This is a genomic window from Vibrio sp. MACH09 (genome assembly GCF_033238805.1).
In the GTDB taxonomy this organism is placed as follows: domain Bacteria; phylum Pseudomonadota; class Gammaproteobacteria; order Enterobacterales; family Vibrionaceae; genus Vibrio.
This window is the reverse complement of the sequence record NZ_BSFZ01000001.1, coordinates 2,736,580-2,752,434: the sequence shown is the minus strand read 5'-3', so window position 1 is coordinate 2,752,434 and position 15,855 is coordinate 2,736,580. Positions and strand designations below refer to the sequence as shown.

The 15,855-nt window shown below is 43.3% G+C and carries 13 protein-coding genes and 1 other RNA gene; 12 read left to right on the top strand and 2 right to left on the bottom strand.

Annotated elements, in window-relative coordinates; all coding sequences use genetic code 11:
* Window position 1 precedes the first annotated feature (1 nt).
* Together CHJ_RS12330 and CHJ_RS12325 are read right to left on the bottom strand one after the other, a co-directional pair.
* Window positions 2–370, bottom strand: coding sequence for a YraN family protein (locus CHJ_RS12330; protein ID WP_171752653.1), 369 nt, complete (start codon window positions 368–370; stop codon window positions 2–4).
* Window positions 357–2,171, bottom strand: coding sequence for a penicillin-binding protein activator (locus CHJ_RS12325; RefSeq protein WP_317917788.1), 1,815 nt, complete (start codon window positions 2,169–2,171; stop codon window positions 357–359). The genes CHJ_RS12330 and CHJ_RS12325 overlap by 14 nt, the downstream gene beginning before the upstream one ends.
* A 64-nt stretch (window positions 2,172–2,235) precedes the next feature.
* On the opposite strand from CHJ_RS12325, the gene rsmI reads away from it, so the two are divergent.
* The 12 genes from rsmI to murC all read left to right on the top strand — a co-directional run bounded on the left by rsmI (window position 2,236) and on the right by murC (window position 15,802).
* Complete coding sequence (rsmI, locus tag CHJ_RS12320; protein WP_171752655.1) at window positions 2,236–3,099, top strand: 16S rRNA (cytidine(1402)-2'-O)-methyltransferase; 864 nt, start codon at window positions 2,236–2,238, stop codon at window positions 3,097–3,099.
* 49 nt (window positions 3,100–3,148) lie between these two features.
* An RNA gene (gene rnpB, locus CHJ_RS12315) (RNase P RNA component class A) lies at window positions 3,149–3,558 on the top strand.
* 174 nt (window positions 3,559–3,732) lie between these two features.
* A complete protein-coding gene (rsmH, locus tag CHJ_RS12310; protein ID WP_317917787.1) occupies window positions 3,733–4,683 on the top strand; it encodes a 16S rRNA (cytosine(1402)-N(4))-methyltransferase RsmH in 951 nt (316 codons plus the stop codon).
* Window positions 4,680–4,997, top strand: a complete 318-nt coding sequence (gene ftsL / locus CHJ_RS12305) for a cell division protein FtsL (protein ID WP_317917786.1) — start codon at window positions 4,680–4,682, stop codon at window positions 4,995–4,997. The genes rsmH and ftsL overlap by 4 nt, the downstream gene beginning before the upstream one ends.
* Entirely contained in the window at window positions 4,994–6,739 is a 1,746-nt protein-coding gene (locus CHJ_RS12300; protein WP_171752658.1) for a penicillin-binding transpeptidase domain-containing protein, read from the top strand. The genes ftsL and CHJ_RS12300 overlap by 4 nt, the downstream gene beginning before the upstream one ends.
* Before the next feature lie 18 nt (window positions 6,740–6,757).
* Window positions 6,758–8,242, top strand: a complete 1,485-nt coding sequence (gene murE / locus CHJ_RS12295) for a UDP-N-acetylmuramoyl-L-alanyl-D-glutamate--2,6-diaminopimelate ligase (protein ID WP_317917785.1) — start codon at window positions 6,758–6,760, stop codon at window positions 8,240–8,242.
* Window positions 8,239–9,600: a UDP-N-acetylmuramoyl-tripeptide--D-alanyl-D-alanine ligase gene (locus tag CHJ_RS12290; protein ID WP_317917784.1), complete on the top strand. Its 1,362-nt coding sequence runs from the start codon at window positions 8,239–8,241 to the stop codon at window positions 9,598–9,600. Before murE ends, CHJ_RS12290 begins: the two co-directional genes overlap by 4 nt.
* Window positions 9,597–10,679: a phospho-N-acetylmuramoyl-pentapeptide-transferase gene (gene mraY / locus CHJ_RS12285; protein ID WP_171752661.1), complete on the top strand. Its 1,083-nt coding sequence runs from the start codon at window positions 9,597–9,599 to the stop codon at window positions 10,677–10,679. The genes CHJ_RS12290 and mraY overlap by 4 nt, the downstream gene beginning before the upstream one ends.
* A 3-nt stretch (window positions 10,680–10,682) precedes the next feature.
* Window positions 10,683–12,035: a UDP-N-acetylmuramoyl-L-alanine--D-glutamate ligase gene (gene murD / locus CHJ_RS12280; protein ID WP_317917782.1), complete on the top strand. Its 1,353-nt coding sequence runs from the start codon at window positions 10,683–10,685 to the stop codon at window positions 12,033–12,035.
* A 12-nt stretch (window positions 12,036–12,047) separates the two neighbouring features.
* Window positions 12,048–13,280, top strand: coding sequence for a cell division protein FtsW (gene ftsW, locus CHJ_RS12275; RefSeq protein ID WP_171752663.1), 1,233 nt, complete (start codon window positions 12,048–12,050; stop codon window positions 13,278–13,280).
* Window positions 13,267–14,331 (top strand): undecaprenyldiphospho-muramoylpentapeptide beta-N-acetylglucosaminyltransferase, encoded by a 1,065-nt coding sequence (gene murG, locus CHJ_RS12270; protein WP_317917781.1) that lies wholly within the window; start codon window positions 13,267–13,269, stop codon window positions 14,329–14,331. Before ftsW ends, murG begins: the two co-directional genes overlap by 14 nt.
* Window positions 14,332–14,341: 10 nt before the next feature.
* The gene (gene murC, locus CHJ_RS12265) at window positions 14,342–15,802 is read left to right on the top strand and encodes a UDP-N-acetylmuramate--L-alanine ligase (RefSeq protein WP_317917780.1); all 1,461 of its coding nucleotides are present in this window, start codon (window positions 14,342–14,344) and stop codon (window positions 15,800–15,802) included.
* Window positions 15,803–15,855 lie beyond the last annotated feature (53 nt).

The following is a 15,855-nucleotide window of genomic DNA, read 5'->3' as shown; positions in this document are numbered from 1 at the left end:
TTTATCCTTCGGTGATCGCGTTTTTTATCCAATTGATGTCGTTTCCATGTTGATGAATTGCGACGACATCAAATCGAAATTCGGTAGAAATGGGTGATAATTTGTTTTTCTTTAACCAAATATGAGCCGCTTTTATTAGCTTGCTCGCTTTGTTTTTGGTGACAAACTCAGCGGCGTGTCCGTAGCTGAGGTGCTTTCTATACTTCACTTCCACAAAAACAATGCTTTGCTTATGCTGCATAATTAGGTCTATCTCACCTAATTTGCAGCAGAAATTATTTTCTATAAACGTTAACCCATGATCCAACAAGTATCTCTTAGCAACTTGTTCGTATTGGTTACCTATCTCTTTTTTGCTAAAGAGCTTCATGCTCTATCCAGCTAATTTCTCTCTGCACCACACATTGCGGGCTTAGAGAAAGAACGCCAGTTTTTCCTTGTACATGATAGTTAGGGTCAACTTTCATTTGAGGTAGCTCTTTGACCAGTTTATAAGCATCCATTCCTAGAGCTTGCAGGCGTTTTTCATTATTACCGTAATCTGGCCACAAGGTTTTCATTTGATTATCTAATCTGCTGTTTTGTTCCGTCAGTAGCGGTATGTCACTGAAAATTACGCCAGAAAGATCTTCAAACTGCCTTTTGCTTCCGCTATTGCTGCGTGAATTAGCAAATAATGTCGGTGGTGTTGTTTCCGGGTTGATGATGACCTCGATAAACGGTTTTATCAAAGTGAGTTCTGAGCTTTTCGCTACAATGTATACAGCATCTATATCTCGTCGGCTTCTCGCTTGGTTCTCTAACTCCATATTTAATAGCTTATCCATCTGAGCATTTCTGGCTTTGCTGGCGTTGATGCCAAAGACGGTATTAATATTTTGCTGAAGTTGAGATTTATTACCAAAGTAACTGACTGATGCTTTATTGCGACTAAACTTCTTCCACTCATTTTGGAATGCTATTGCTACACGTTCACCTAAAGCGCCTTTAGGTGCAAGAATGAGTGGATACTGGAACCCTTGAGAGAAGAGATGTTTTGCGGCCTGCTGTACTTCTTGTTCAGGAGACAGGGCAAGGTAACAACTGTTGACTTCTGGGTTGATATCGTCAGGCAGGTTAAGTGCTAGCATAGGGACTTGCTTCTGTTGTGCTAACTGAATGTTTTGAACCACTTCTATATTGTCTTTCACTAATGGGCCAACAATGAAATCGATACTGTTGTTTTGAATTTTTTCCGCTAGTGCCTCTTCATCCAAAACACTGCTGTTGATAATAGTAAGGCTTTCATCATCTTTACGGTTGTAGTCGTCCATCATCGCCAGCATGAAACCGTCTCTGATCAGTTCCGCTTGTTTTTGATACTTTCCGGTTAGTGGTAGCAATAGGGCAGTATTTTTGGCCTCAACAATTTCTAGTGCCAGAATATTCTGAATTTCGATTGGAGGATAAATAGCGGCTGCATGGTATGGATACTCAATCATCCAACCTTCGATGGCACTCTTTAGCTTACCAATATGGCCATTAAGGGTTTTCATATACACGGCTAATTGAAGCCACGCTTCTAGATCTTTCTCATCATCTTCAATAGCAAACTCGGTTATATCGAGAGTGGAGTAGAGGCTGATGGTTTGCCAGATGTCATTCGTCAGTTGCTGACGCTGATCTTCTGCTACGTACTGGGATAACTGTATAAGCTCACGCGTCGCGTTAAGGTGGTCAAGTAAGCTTAGATAAAGATCCGCTTTCAATTGATGATAATCTTTCCATTGCTCATCTGGAATTCGCCACCAACGAGGGAAGTTTAGCTCTTTTAGTGCTTCGTCGGGTTGCTCTCTTAAGTTTAGATATTCAGCGCGAGCCAGTTGCCACTCCGCTTGTTGCATTTCAGATAAAGGTAATTGACCTATTCGCTGAATGAGTAGTGAAGCTTGATTTAGCTTTCCTTCATCAACGGCGGCTTTGAGTGCCATGATCAACCAGTTATTCTGTTCGTTGCCTTCAATGGTGTCGGCTTTGATTAAATAGCTGTGTGAACTTAAGGTCGGCTCAGAGGTAATATCCAAGCTTTGTGGCGCTTGAGGCATAGATGAACAGGCCGCAAGAGTAATTGCTAGTGCAATTGGAGTGAGAAGGCGTGGTACACTGGTTCGCTTGTGGTTCATTCTAGCCATGAGTTCTTATTCAATTGTGTGTAAAATTAAGTACTATATTAATCGCTGAAGTGATGGTAAACAAATGACAGATAATAAAAGATTCCCGTCAGAGATCCCAACTCTCTATATTGTACCAACTCCAATAGGCAATTTAGGGGATATTACTCAGCGAGCAATAGAAATATTATCTCTCGTTGACCTTATTGCCGCCGAAGATACTCGCCATACTGGTAAGTTATTATCCCATTTTAATATTCAAACTAAAACCTATGCGTTGCATGATCACAATGAACAGCAGAAAGCGCAAGTATTGGTTGAAAAATTGCAGCAAGGCCAGTCTATTGCACTAGTTTCCGATGCTGGTACGCCATTAATTAGTGATCCAGGATACCATTTAGTAAATAAATGTCGTCAAGCGGGTGTCAATGTTGTCCCATTACCGGGAGCGTGTGCTTTTGTTACTGCGTTAAGTGCTTCTGGATTACCGTCTGATCGATTTAGTTTTGAAGGTTTTCTTCCTGCCAAAAGTAAAGGAAGACAAGATAGAATCAGAGAGATTGAACAAGCAGAACGTACCTGTATTTTTTATGAATCTCCTCATCGGATTATGGATTCACTAAAAGATATGCTTGAAGTGTTAGGTCCAGAGAGAGAAGTTGTACTTGCCCGAGAGCTGACAAAAACCTTTGAGACGATAAAAGGTCTGCCGTTGGGAGAGCTAATTGCTTGGATTGAAGAGGATGATAACCGCAAGCGTGGAGAGATGGTGATTCTTATTCACGGTTATCGAGAAAGCGAAAGTGAAGAATTCCCAGCAGATGCTATCCGTTTACTGACTATGTTGGTGAAAGAGCTACCGCTGAAAAAAGCCGCAGCCATTGTTGCTGAACTGCATAGCATGAAAAAAAATGCGCTGTATAAGTGGGGATTGGAGCACCTAGAGTAATTGAGTATAAAGCTAGACATCTTAATATTGCTTAGTTACAATCCGCGCCGGAGTTGACTGGATAGTCGCTGCTTCGTTGATGTCCTACGGTTAATCCTGTGGAGACTGACGGAGGGGAGGAAAGTCCGGGCTCCATAGAGCAGGGTGCCAGGTAACGCCTGGGGGGCGCAAGCCCACGACAAGTGCAGCAGAGAGAAAACCGCCGATGGCTTCTTTTTTCGTTAGAGAAGAGACAGCACAGGTAAGGGTGAAAGGGTGCGGTAAGAGCGCACCGTGCGGCTGGCAACAGTTCGTAGCAAGGTAAACTCCACCCGGAGCAAGACCAAATAGGCTTCCATATGGCGCTGCTCGCGTTTGGAAGCGGGTAGGTTGCTGGAGCCAGTGAGCGATTGCTGGCCTAGAGGAATGGCTATCACCGCGAAAGCGGCACAGAACCCGGCTTATAAGTCGACTCCCCAACTTAAGACCCACTGCGAGAGCGGTGGGTTTTTTACTTTTTACAGAAAATCATGTGCTGAATAAGTGATTTTTGTTTGGAATTCGTCAGATTCCTCAGATTGATACTAGCGAGTTTATTGCATTTCGGTACACTATTAACCATATTTAATTCCCCAAGGAATACGAGCCTCTATCATGACCGAATCTTTCCAGCATATCTCTGTTTTACTCAATGAATCTATTGATGGATTAGCCATAAAGTCCGACGGTATTTATATTGATGGAACATTTGGGCGAGGAGGGCATAGCCGCACTATTTTGTCCAAGTTAGGCGAAAATGGTCGGTTATATAGTATCGACAGAGATCCTACTGCGATTGCTGAAGCCAATAAAATTGATGATGAGCGATTTACCATTATCCATGGACCATTTTCAGGAATGGCGGATTACGCAAAACTGCATGGTATTGATGGAAAAGTAGATGGTGTTTTATTAGATCTTGGTGTTTCCTCTCCACAGCTTGATGATGCTGAACGCGGTTTTAGCTTTATGAAAGATGGTCCTTTGGATATGAGAATGGATCCCACATCGGGAATGCCTGTCTCTCAATGGCTATTGGAAGCGGATTTAGACGATATTACTTGGGTAATTCGAGAGTTTGGTGAAGACAAACATGCCCGCAGAATTGCCAAGGCGATTATCGCTCACCGAGATGATGAAGAGAAAGAGCCACTTACCCGTACAGGGCAGTTGGCTAAACTGATCTCAGACGCGGCACCTAAAAGTTTTAAAGAGAAAAAACACCCTGCTACTCGGGCTTTCCAAGCCTTTCGTATTTATATTAACAGTGAGCTGGAAGAGATTGATGTGGCGCTAAAAGGAGCGTTGAGCATATTAGCGCCAGAAGGGCGTCTCTCTGTGATCAGTTTTCACTCCTTAGAAGATCGAATGGTTAAACGCTTTATGCGCAAAGAAAGCCGTGGTCCTCAAGTTCCTCATGGTATCCCACTAACAGAAGAGCAAATCAGAGCGCTTGGAAGTGCTGCACTGAAAACAGTAGGTAAAGCAATCAAACCCTCAGTGAATGAAGTAGAAGTGAATACTCGTTCCAGAAGCTCTATGCTGCGTATTGCTGAGAAACTATGACAGCCAAGTCGCCGAATCTGACCAAGTTAATAGTAACTGACCTATTTAAGGTCGGTTTGCTACCTTTGTTGCTGCTGTTTTGTATTTTTGCTACCGCAATGGGCATCGTATTCAGCACTCATGAGACTCGTCTAGCCATTACCGAAAAAGATCGTGCTTTGGTTGAGCGCGAAATACTGGACAGTGAATGGCGTAACCTCATTTTAGAAGAGAACGCATTAGCTGAGCATAGTCGAGTGCACAAAATGGCGGTGGATGAGTTAGAGATGAAGCGGCCTGACGCTGATAAAGAGGTTGTGATTTCTGCCCAATGACAACTAAGAAACCGTTAAGAGCTGCGAAAGCGGTTAAAAATAATAAAAATGCCAATAAACGCGTGGAGAAAAAGCCAGACTCCTTGCTTATTCCTTGGCGTTTTTATGTGCTTGTTTCTTTTGTTTTCTTAGTCGTTGCGACCTTAATAGGCCGAGTTGCCTACATTCAAGTTATTGAACCGGATAATCTGATTCGCGAAGGTGATATGCGATCTGTCCGAGTGAAATCGATTCCTACTGCTCGAGGGATTATCTCTGATCGAAATGGTGAGCAGTTAGCGGTAAGTGTACCAGTACAAGCGATATGGGCTGATCCTGTCGCGATTTTTAAAGCGGGCGGTTTTTCTGAACTGGATCGCTGGCACGCACTTGCTGATGTTCTTGGCATAAAGCGAGATGTTTTGCTGAAGAAAATAGAGAAAAACAGCAAGCGCCGGTTTATTTATCTGCAACGTCAAGTCGGCTCAGCCATGGCTAACTATGTAAAAGAGTTAAAGCTAACCGGGATTGGGCTCAATAATGAATCAAGACGTTACTACCCTTCTGGGGAAGTAAGTGCTCACCTTGTTGGTGTGACAGGCATTGATGATCATGGATTAGAAGGTGTTGAGCGCAGTTATGATTCATGGTTAACGGGTGAAGCAGGAAAGAAAACCATACGTAAAGATCGCTATGGACGAGTGGTAGAGAACATCGCGTTAAGTGATAGCAAAGAAGGCAAGCCGCTGCAGCTAACCGTTGACCAAAGATTACAAGCCATCGCCTATCGCGCTATCAAACAGGCTGTTGCTGATTACCGGGCGACATCAGGGTCTGTCGTCATTTTGGATGTCGATAGCGGAGAAGTATTGGCGATGGTCAATGCTCCTTCATACAACCCCAATAACCGGCAACAGCTACAAAGTTTTAAGATGCGAAACCGGACCATTACCGATTCGTTAGAGCCGGGCTCAACAATGAAGCCCTTTGTGGTGTTGGCGGCATTAGAGAACGGTACTGCCGATGACAAAACCATTATTGATACCGGTAATGGTGTGATGCAAATTGGGGGGAGTCGAGTTAGGGATACCTCCAAAGTGGGTAAGGCCGATCTGGGAACGATTCTAAAGAAATCCAGTAACATTGGGGTGGCCAATTTAGCATTGGGTATGCCGTTAGAAGCATTGCTGGGTATGTATAATTCGGTTGGTTTTGGTGCGACGACTGGTGTCAACCTAGTGGGTGAGACAGAAGGGATCTTCCCCAATAGACGTCGCTGGTCAAAATTTGAAATTGCGACACTATCGTTTGGTTATGGTATTTCAGTCACTCCCATTCAACTGGCCCACGCTTACGCAACGCTGGGAAGTTATGGAATGTATCGACCGTTACATATTATCGAGGGCAACCACAGTGAAAATGCGAAACAGGTTGTCGATAAAAAACACGCAAGAAATGTGTTAGAAATGCTTGAGAAAGTAACACAAAAAGGCGGTACAGCAACACGAGCAGCAGTACCGGGTTATCGTATTGCGGCAAAAACGGGTACGTCTCGAAAAGCAACCGCTGGTGGCTATAGTGATGAATACGTAGCGGTTGTTGCGGGGGTTGCTCCAGTGAGTAAACCCAAAGTGGCCATGGTCGTTATTGTTAATGAACCGCAAGGTGATCAATATTATGGTGGTTCAGTTGCCGGCCCAGTGTTTGCCGATATTATGAAGTCGACTTTACAAATATTAAATATTGCTCCAGATGCAAAATAAAATAAAGGATAGAACTTAATGGTGATTCCTCAGAGTTTAGCGTCATTACTCTCCCCATGGATAGAGTTCAATGACTCTGCATTAAATGAAATAAACGTTCAGGCTCTTGAATTGGATAGCCGACAATTGCAACAAGGTGATACGTTTGTTGCCATTATTGGTCATGCATTAGATGGAAGACAATACATAGATAAAGCGACCAAAAATGGTGCGAATGCGGTTATCGCTCAAGCTTGTACTCAGCACAATCATGGCACGATTGAGTATAAAAATGGCTGTCCGATTGTGTATCTTAATGATCTTAATATTAACTTGTCGGAATTAGCTGGACGACTTTATGCTTCTAGCCCAAAACTTGTTGGTGTAACAGGGACCAACGGTAAAACAACTATTACCCAACTTATTGCTCAGTGGATCGACTTATTAGGAAAGAAAGCGGCTGTAATGGGAACTACAGGTAATGGTTTTCTTGATGATTTGCAAGTCACAGCTAACACCACTGGCAATGCTATTGATATACGGAAAACATTGGCTCAACTTGATGATAAAGGGGCAAACTATGCCGCTTTAGAGGTCTCTTCGCATGGCTTAGTGCAAGGGAGGGTGAGTGATCTCTCTTTTCAAGCGGGTATATTTACCAATTTAAGCCGAGACCATCTTGATTACCACGGTTCAATGGAAGCTTATGAAGAAGCAAAGTTAACCCTTTTTACTCAGCATAAATGCCAACAGGCGATGATTAATGCCGATGACAAAGTGGGTGAGAAATGGTTGCAGCTATTGCCAGACGCCGTAGCAGTATCGATTGAAAAACCGTTAAACCATAAACGTGCGCTTTGGGCTGACTCGGTAGACTATTCAGAGAGCGGTATTAACATCTCTTTCGATGGTTACTGGGGGAAAGGCGAGCTTCAAGTGCCGCTAATTGGTGCATTTAATGCGTCAAATATTATGTTAGCGCTGGCAACGTTACTGTCTCTCAACTTTGATAAACAAGCCCTTGTCTCGACCGCCAGTAAGCTAAAACCTGTAATTGGTAGAATGGAACTGTTTCAGGTTCAAGGCAAAGCAAAAGTCGTAGTCGATTATGCTCATACTCCGGACGCATTAGAAAAAGTTTTGCTGGCATTAAGAGTGCATTGCAAAGGAAAGTTGTGGGCTATTTTTGGTTGTGGTGGTGACAGAGATATGGGTAAAAGACCTATGATGTCAGCCATTGCAGAGAAGCTGGCGGATAAAGTGATACTGACCGATGATAACCCTCGCAGTGAAGACGCAGATGTCATTTTTGCTGATATGCTCGATGGTATGAGTGCACCTCAGTTGGCGGATAAGATACATGATAGGTTCTCGGCCATGAGTGAAGCATTTAGCGCTGCCGATAGCACGGATATTATTTTAGTGGCAGGCAAAGGGCATGAAGACTATCAAGTACTGAATGATGAAACCATTCATTATTCGGATCGAGAATCGGCGGCGACGTTGCTAGGTATCGAGTTATGATCACGACATCACTAAGTCAACTTGCGGGCATCGTTGAAGGTGAGCTGCAAGGTTCAGACTGTCAGATAGAGAGTGTGTCTACAGACACTCGAACGATAGGGGCTGGCGCACTTTTTATTGCTCTGGTTGGTGAGCGATTTGATGCTCATAACTTCTGTCATGATGCTGAGCAGAATGGGGCAACAGCACTGTTGGTTGAGCGACCATTAGATGTTGCTCTTCCACAATTAATAGTGAACGACACACGAATTGCATTGGGTTTAATGGCGGCATGGGTACATCAGCAAAGCAACAGTAAAACCCTCGCTATAACCGGTAGTTGTGGCAAAACCACAGTTAAAGAGATGGTCTCTTCGATTTTAGCAAATAAAGGAAAAGTTCTATTTACCGCTGGCAATTTTAACAATGATATTGGTGTGCCATTAACGTTACTGCGTTCTGAAGTCGATGATGATTATGCAGTGATAGAGTTGGGTGCTAATCATATCGGTGAAATTGCTTATACCACCCACTTAGTGAAACCAAGTGTTGCGTTAGTGAACAACGTTGCTGCAGCGCATTTGGAAGGGTTTGGCTCGTTAGATGGGGTTAAAGTCGCGAAAGGGGAAATTTATCAAGGTTTACAGGCTGGTGATAGTGCAATAGTGAACCTTGATAGCCATGGTGAAGAGGCGTGGAATGAGGTATTAGCGGACAAAAAATTGATCTCTTTCTCCATTGAAAATGACCAAGCAGATATTTATGCCAGTGATATAAGCCTTGATCAGCAAGGTAATGCAACTTTCAATATGCATACCCCAATTGGTGTTCAGAACATCTCTTTAGCGGTAGTTGGCAGGCATAATGTTGCTAACGCTTTGGCCGCTGCCGCTTTGGCTATTCAATGTGATTGCAGTTTGGATGACATTGTTAAAGGGCTAGCAAAAGTAGAAAATGTGAAGGGGAGAGTTGAGGTTAAGCAGCTAACCGATAGCCTACGCTTGATTGATGACAGTTATAATGCAAGTATGCCTGCTATGAAGGCGGCAGTAGACCTTTTATCGACATATTCTGGAACGCGTTGGTTAATTTTAGGATATATGGCCGAATTGGGCAGTGAAACTCTTGCACTTCATCAACAACTCGGGGATTATGCTGCCCCGTTTAAATTTGAATATGTACTGACTTATGGTGATGATAGCAAAATCATAAGTGAAGTATGTGGTGGGCTTCACTTTGAAACCCATGCTGAGTTGATTCGCTATATCGAACAACAGTTACAACAGTCCTCAGTTCAAAATCATACTGTATTGGTTAAAGGGGCAAATAGCGCCCGAATGAGTCTTGTGGCTGAAGCTTTAAAGGAGAAGCATAAATGATTATCTGGTTAGCAGAGTTATTACAGCCTTATTTCTCATTTTTTAGGTTATTTGAATATCTCTCATTCAGAGCAATAGTAAGTGTCATTACTGCTCTTGGATTCTCTCTTTGGATCGGCCCGAAATTGATTCAACGTCTGCAACTGATGCAAATTGGTCAAGTTGTGCGTAATGATGGTCCCGAATCCCATTTCAGCAAACGCGGTACTCCTACAATGGGGGGCTTAATGATATTAGCCTCTATTATTATTACTGTGTTTTTGTGGGCAGACTTACGCAATGTCTATGTATGGGCAGTTCTGGCGGTTCTTGTTGGCTATGGCGCCGTTGGATTTGTTGACGATTATCGTAAAGTGGTGAGAAAAGATACCGCAGGTTTAATCGCTCGCTGGAAATACTTTTGGCAATCTGCCATCGCTTTAGTTGTCGCATTTGCGCTCTATATTCATGGTAAAGATACCGCTGCTACTCAATTAGTGGTGCCATTTTTTAAAGAGATCATGCCGCAACTAGGTCTGTTTTACATAGTACTCAGTTATTTTGTTATTGTTGGAACCAGCAATGCGGTAAACCTAACGGATGGGTTAGATGGATTAGCCATCATGCCGACGGTTCTTGTGTCTGCCGGCTTTGCTGCTATTGCTTGGGCAACAGGCAATGTTAATTTTGCCCAGTACTTACACATCCCATATATTCCCTTAACCAGTGAGCTGGTTATTGTTTGTACCGCAATGGTGGGTGCGGGTCTCGGCTTCTTATGGTTTAACACCTATCCTGCTCAAGTATTTATGGGCGATGTTGGCTCGTTAGCACTGGGTGGTGCTCTAGGTATTATTGCTGTTTTAGTAAGACAAGAGTTTATCTTGGTTATTATGGGTGGGGTTTTTGTTATAGAGACTTTGTCGGTTATTCTTCAGGTTGGCTCTTATAAATTACGTGGTCAGCGAGTGTTTAGAATGGCACCGATTCACCACCATTACGAACTTAAAGGCTGGCCAGAACCGCGAGTAATTGTGCGCTTCTGGATTATCTCTATTGTGTTAGTTTTGATTGGATTGGCGACCTTGAAGGTTCGATAATTAATGAGTCACTGGAATAATATTCAACAAGTGGTTGTCGTAGGGCTCGGTGTTACCGGGCTCTCTGTCGTTAAGCACTTACAGAAATTGGATCTTAATTTATCAATTAAAGTGATAGATACGCGTCTGCACCCTCCCGGCGTAGATGAACTCAATCAAGATATACCGCTTCATTCAGGGAGTTGGAATAACAACTGGTTGTTGTCTGCCGATTTGGTGGTGACCAATCCCGGTATTGCATTGAGTACGACGGAAATTCAAGCTGTGATTGCTAAAGGTATCCCTGTTGTTGGGGATATAGAACTGTTTGCTTGGGCTACCGATGCACCTGTTGTTGCGATTACTGGCTCCAATGGAAAAAGTACCGTTACCGATTTAACCGGTGAGATGCTGAAAGCTGCTGGTATGAAAGTGGGTGTAGGTGGCAATATTGGTGTTCCGGCACTTGAGCTGTTAAATGATCCTGCTGATATCTATGTGTTAGAATTATCCAGTTTTCAACTGGAAACGACGTCGTCACTGTCTGTTAAAGTCGCGGCATTTCTGAACTTATCTGAAGACCATATGGATCGCTATGATGATATGGAATCATACCGTCAAGCTAAGTTAAGAATATTTCGTCATGCAGAATCACTGGTGGTTAATCGCGAAGATATGGCCACTTATCCGGATTCTGATTGTTGTCATGATATGACCCATGGTGATGTCGCACCAAAGGGTAATCTCGTCACTTTTGGTAATGATGCATCTGAGTTTGGTTTTACCCTTATTGATGGGGTGGAGTACCTCTCTTTTTCTGAACAGCTAATTTTGCCAACGTCGCAGTTAAAATTGGTAGGGAAACATAATTTTACCAATGTGCTCACTGTGCTTGCACTGCTTCACTGTCTGGATGTTAATTGCTTGCCGCTGTTGAGTACTTTGACCTCATATAACGGTCTTACTCACCGATGTCAGGTTGTTGAAGATAAAAGCGGAGTTAAATGGGTCAATGATTCCAAAGCGACAAATGTAGCGAGTACTTTGGCGGCCTTGTCTGGGTTACAGTTATCGGGGACATTACATTTGTTGGTTGGCGGAAAAGGAAAAGGTGCTGATTTCTCAGAACTTAGACCAGCATTAGAACGACTAAATGTGAAGCTGTATTGCTATGGTGAAGATGGTGAGGAGTTTATGACACTTCATCCATCTGCTACTCGTTGGACAGACATTGAAGAGATCATTAAATCGTTAGCAGAGAGTGTTTCTGCGGGTGATCTTGTTATGCTCTCTCCGGCGTGTGCCAGTTTTGATCAATTTAGCAATTTTATGGCAAGAGGTGATGCATTTACCGCACTTGCGAAGAAATTTGCTTAAGGTGAGTTAAAGATGAGCAGAATTGGTCGGGTAAAAGAGACTTTTTTTGATTGGAGCAGCACATCTGCTCCTTATGTTTTATTTGACCGTCAATTGGTTTGGATTGCTCTTGGACTCATGTTCACAGGGCTAGTTATGGTCACATCTGCCTCTTTTCCTATTAGTACTCGTTTAACCGGCCAGCCATTCCATTTTATGTTCAGGCATGCCATTTTTATCACCTTAGCGTTGATAACGTCAGCGATGGTTTTACAAGTACCATTAAAGAAATGGCTACAATTTAGTACTGTTCTTCTTACTCTCTCATTCTTAATGCTGGTGTTTGTGCTGTTTGCCGGGAAATCTGTAAATGGTGCCTCTCGCTGGATTCCACTTGGATTGTTCAATTTACAACCCGCAGAAGTGGCCAAATTATCTCTCTTTATTTTTATGGCGGGTTACCTGGTCAGAAAAGCCGATGAAGTAAGAGAAACGTTCTTTGGCGGCTTTATGAAGCCTATCTTCATTTTTGCTCTATTTGCAGGCTTGTTATTGGGTCAACCAGACTTGGGAACTGTGGTCGTTATGCTGGTCACCTTGTTCGCAATGCTATTTATCGCCGGAGCGAAGCTATGGCAGTTTATTGCTCTTATGATGGTGGGTATTGCTGGGGTTATTGTACTGATCTTAATCGAACCATACCGAATGCGAAGAGTGACGTCATTTTTAGACCCTTGGGAAGATCCTTTCGGCAGCGGCTATCAGCTCACTCAATCGCTGATGGCTTTTGGCCGAGGAGAGTGGTTTGGCCAAGGGCTAGGTAACTCTATTCAAAAACTGGAGTACCTGCCTGAAGCTCATACCGATTTTGTCTTCGCTGTAATAGCAGAAGAGCTTGGTTTTGTTGGTGTGTCGCTCATTTTGATACTGATTTTTTCTTTAGTTCTAAAAGCGATATATATTGGCAAGAAAGCACTAGAATCTGGTGAGCAGTTTGGTGGTTACTTGGCTTTTGGTATTGGTGTTTGGTTTGCGTTTCAGTCACTAGTCAATGTCGGTGCAGCGGCGGGAATTGTTCCAACAAAAGGCTTAACTTTGCCATTAATCAGTTATGGTGGATCGAGCTTGATTATTATGACGATCGCTGTCTCTATATTGCTGCGAATTGATCATGAGTGTCGACTGAAGCAAGTGGGCTTAATGACAGAAGATAGCTCCGATTTTCAACAAGAAGATATTGAAAAGAACGAAGATGAAGAAAAATAAACGTTTATTAGTTATGGCTGGTGGCACTGGTGGGCATGTATTCCCCGGATTAGCGGTAGCAAAGCAGTTACAGCAGCAGGGCTGGGAGATCCGTTGGTTAGGAACGGCTGATCGAATGGAAGCCGATTTGGTTCCTCAGCACGGTATTGAGATCGATTTTATTAAAGTAAAAGGCTTACGTGGCCAAGGTATTGCTAAATTACTTAAAGCTCCTTTTCAGATTTTGAATGCGATAATTCAAGCCAAAAAGCATATTAAGCAGTGGCAACCTGATGTGGTATTAGGTATGGGTGGCTACGTTAGTGGACCCGGTGGCATCGCGGCATGGTTGCTCGGTATCCCGGTTGTACTTCATGAGCAGAATGCGGTTGCTGGATTAACCAATAACTGGCTTGCCAAGATTGCCAAAAAAGTGTTTCAGGCGTTTCCTGGTGCTTTTCCATCAGCAGAGGTTGTTGGCAACCCTGTTCGACAAGACGTAGCGTGTTTACCTGAGCCGCAGCAACGTTTTGCTGAGCGAGATGGTGATATACGTATCTTGCTTATGGGAGGCAGTCAGGGAGCCCAAATACTCAATAATACTCTGCCTGAGGTAATGGAAAAGCTGCAGGATGGCTATGTAATAAAGCATCAAGCAGGCAAAGGTAACGCAGATGATGTGCAGAGCAGTTACAAGCAACATGGTATAAACAGTGCCATTGTAACGGAGTTTATTGATGATGTTGCTCAAGCTTATCATTGGGCGGATATCATAGTATGTCGATCTGGTGCACTAACGGTTTCCGAAGTGTCTGCTGCAGGACTAGGCGCTATTTTTATCCCGTTCATGCATAAAGATCGCCAGCAAGCATTGAATGCAGATCACCTTGTTGAAGTGGGTGCTGCAAAAATGATAGAACAGCCGGACCTAACTGCTGATAAGCTAGCAGAAATGATTTCGCACCTATCACGGCAAGATATGCTAGAAATGGCGAACAAGTCTAAATCAGCAGCCAAATTGGATGCAGACAAAATTGTAGCAAAGGCCATTGTTGCCTTGACTGAGAAATGAGAATAACTGAATGACTATAGATCCTACTCAAAATATATCGCAAATCAGAGCGGTAGTACCGGAAATGCGCAGAGTAAAGTGCATTCACTTTGTTGGCATTGGTGGTGCTGGCATGAGTGGTATTGCAGAAGTATTGCTTAATGAAGGTTATCAGATCTCTGGATCAGATCTTTCTGAGAATGCCGTTACTGAAAGGTTAAGCAGTAAAGGCGCAGAGATCTATTTTGGTCATGATGCCGGGAATATAGAGAAGGCCAGTGTGGTCGTGGTATCTACCGCAATAAAAACAGATAACCCTGAGTTAGTTGCTGCTAAAGAGAAGCGTATACCCGTGGTTCGTCGGGCGGAAATGTTAGCAGAGCTGATGCGTTTTCGACACGGCATCGCAGTTGCTGGCACCCATGGTAAAACCACTACTACTGCATTAGTCACGCAGATATACTCAGAAGCGGGATTAGATCCGACTTTTGTTAATGGTGGTTTAGTTAAGAGTGCGGGCACAAATGCTCGACTGGGTTCAAGCCGAATTTTGATCGCTGAAGCCGATGAAAGTGATGCCTCTTTTTTACATCTGCAGCCAATGGTCAGTATTGTTACAAATATTGAAGCAGATCATATGGATACCTATGGTGGTGATTTTGAGATACTAAAGCAGACGTTTATTGATTTTCTGCACAATTTACCATTCTACGGGCAGGCAATAATGTGTATTGATGACCCAGTTGTGAGAGAGTTGATACCCAAAGTAAGTCGCCAAGTTATTACTTATGGATTTTCAGATGATGCCGATGTTCGAATTGAGAATTATCGACAGCAAGGGCAGCAAGGGAAATTTACGGTTATTCGCCAAGGCAAAGCTGCATTAGATATTACTCTGAACATTCCTGGCCGTCATAATGCGCTCAACGCATCAGCTGCGATTGCGGTGGCGACAGAAGATGATATCAGTGATGAGGCTATTTTAAATGCAATGGCTGGTACAGAAGGAACAGGCCGACGATTTGAACATTTAGGTGAGTTTGATACTGGCCATGGCAAGGTTATGTTGGTGGATGATTATGGTCATCACCCAAGCGAGGTTGATGTCACTATCCAAGCGGCAAGAGCTGGCTGGGAAGACAAGCGATTGGTGATGATATTCCAACCCCATCGCTATAGCCGAACTCGTGACTTATATGATGATTTTGCTAATGTACTCGAAAAAGTTGATCTGCTGATTATGCTTGATGTCTATTCTGCGGGAGAAAAACCTATTCAAGGCGCAGATGGACGTTCTCTTTGTCGAACGATAAGAGCGAGAGGCAAAATAGATCCTGTATTTGTTCCCGATGCAAAATCATTACCGTCGGTTTTAGCTAATATTATGCAAGATAATGATTTGATATTAACTCAAGGTGCGGGTGATATAGGAAAAGTCGCTCGTCAGCTAGAACAGCTTAAATTGAACGTAGCAAATATGCAAAACGGTTAATATTCTGTGTAAAAAGTAGGAAAACGCAGTTTTTCGACTTTTCAGATCGAATT

Excerpts from the sequence above, each read along its gene's own strand:
- ftsW (WP_171752663.1), top strand. The coding sequence starts at position 12,048 with ATGAGCAGAATTGGTCGGGTAAAAGAGACTTTTTTTGATTGGAGCAGC.
- rsmI (WP_171752655.1), top strand. The coding sequence starts at position 2,236 with ATGACAGATAATAAAAGATTCCCGTCAGAGATCCCAACTCTCTATATT.
- CHJ_RS12290 (WP_317917784.1), top strand. The coding sequence starts at position 8,239 with ATGATCACGACATCACTAAGTCAACTTGCGGGCATCGTTGAAGGTGAG.
- murG (WP_317917781.1), top strand. The coding sequence starts at position 13,267 with ATGAAGAAAAATAAACGTTTATTAGTTATGGCTGGTGGCACTGGTGGG.
- murE (WP_317917785.1), top strand. The coding sequence starts at position 6,758 with ATGGTGATTCCTCAGAGTTTAGCGTCATTACTCTCCCCATGGATAGAG.
- murC (WP_317917780.1), top strand. The coding sequence starts at position 14,342 with ATGACTATAGATCCTACTCAAAATATATCGCAAATCAGAGCGGTAGTA.
- CHJ_RS12330 (WP_171752653.1), bottom strand. The coding sequence starts at position 370 with ATGAAGCTCTTTAGCAAAAAAGAGATAGGTAACCAATACGAACAAGTT.
- mraY (WP_171752661.1), top strand. The coding sequence starts at position 9,597 with ATGATTATCTGGTTAGCAGAGTTATTACAGCCTTATTTCTCATTTTTT.
- ftsL (WP_317917786.1), top strand. The coding sequence starts at position 4,680 with ATGACAGCCAAGTCGCCGAATCTGACCAAGTTAATAGTAACTGACCTA.
- CHJ_RS12300 (WP_171752658.1), top strand. The coding sequence starts at position 4,994 with ATGACAACTAAGAAACCGTTAAGAGCTGCGAAAGCGGTTAAAAATAAT.
- rsmH (WP_317917787.1), top strand. The coding sequence starts at position 3,733 with ATGACCGAATCTTTCCAGCATATCTCTGTTTTACTCAATGAATCTATT.
- CHJ_RS12325 (WP_317917788.1), bottom strand. The coding sequence starts at position 2,171 with ATGGCTAGAATGAACCACAAGCGAACCAGTGTACCACGCCTTCTCACT.
- murD (WP_317917782.1), top strand. The coding sequence starts at position 10,683 with ATGAGTCACTGGAATAATATTCAACAAGTGGTTGTCGTAGGGCTCGGT.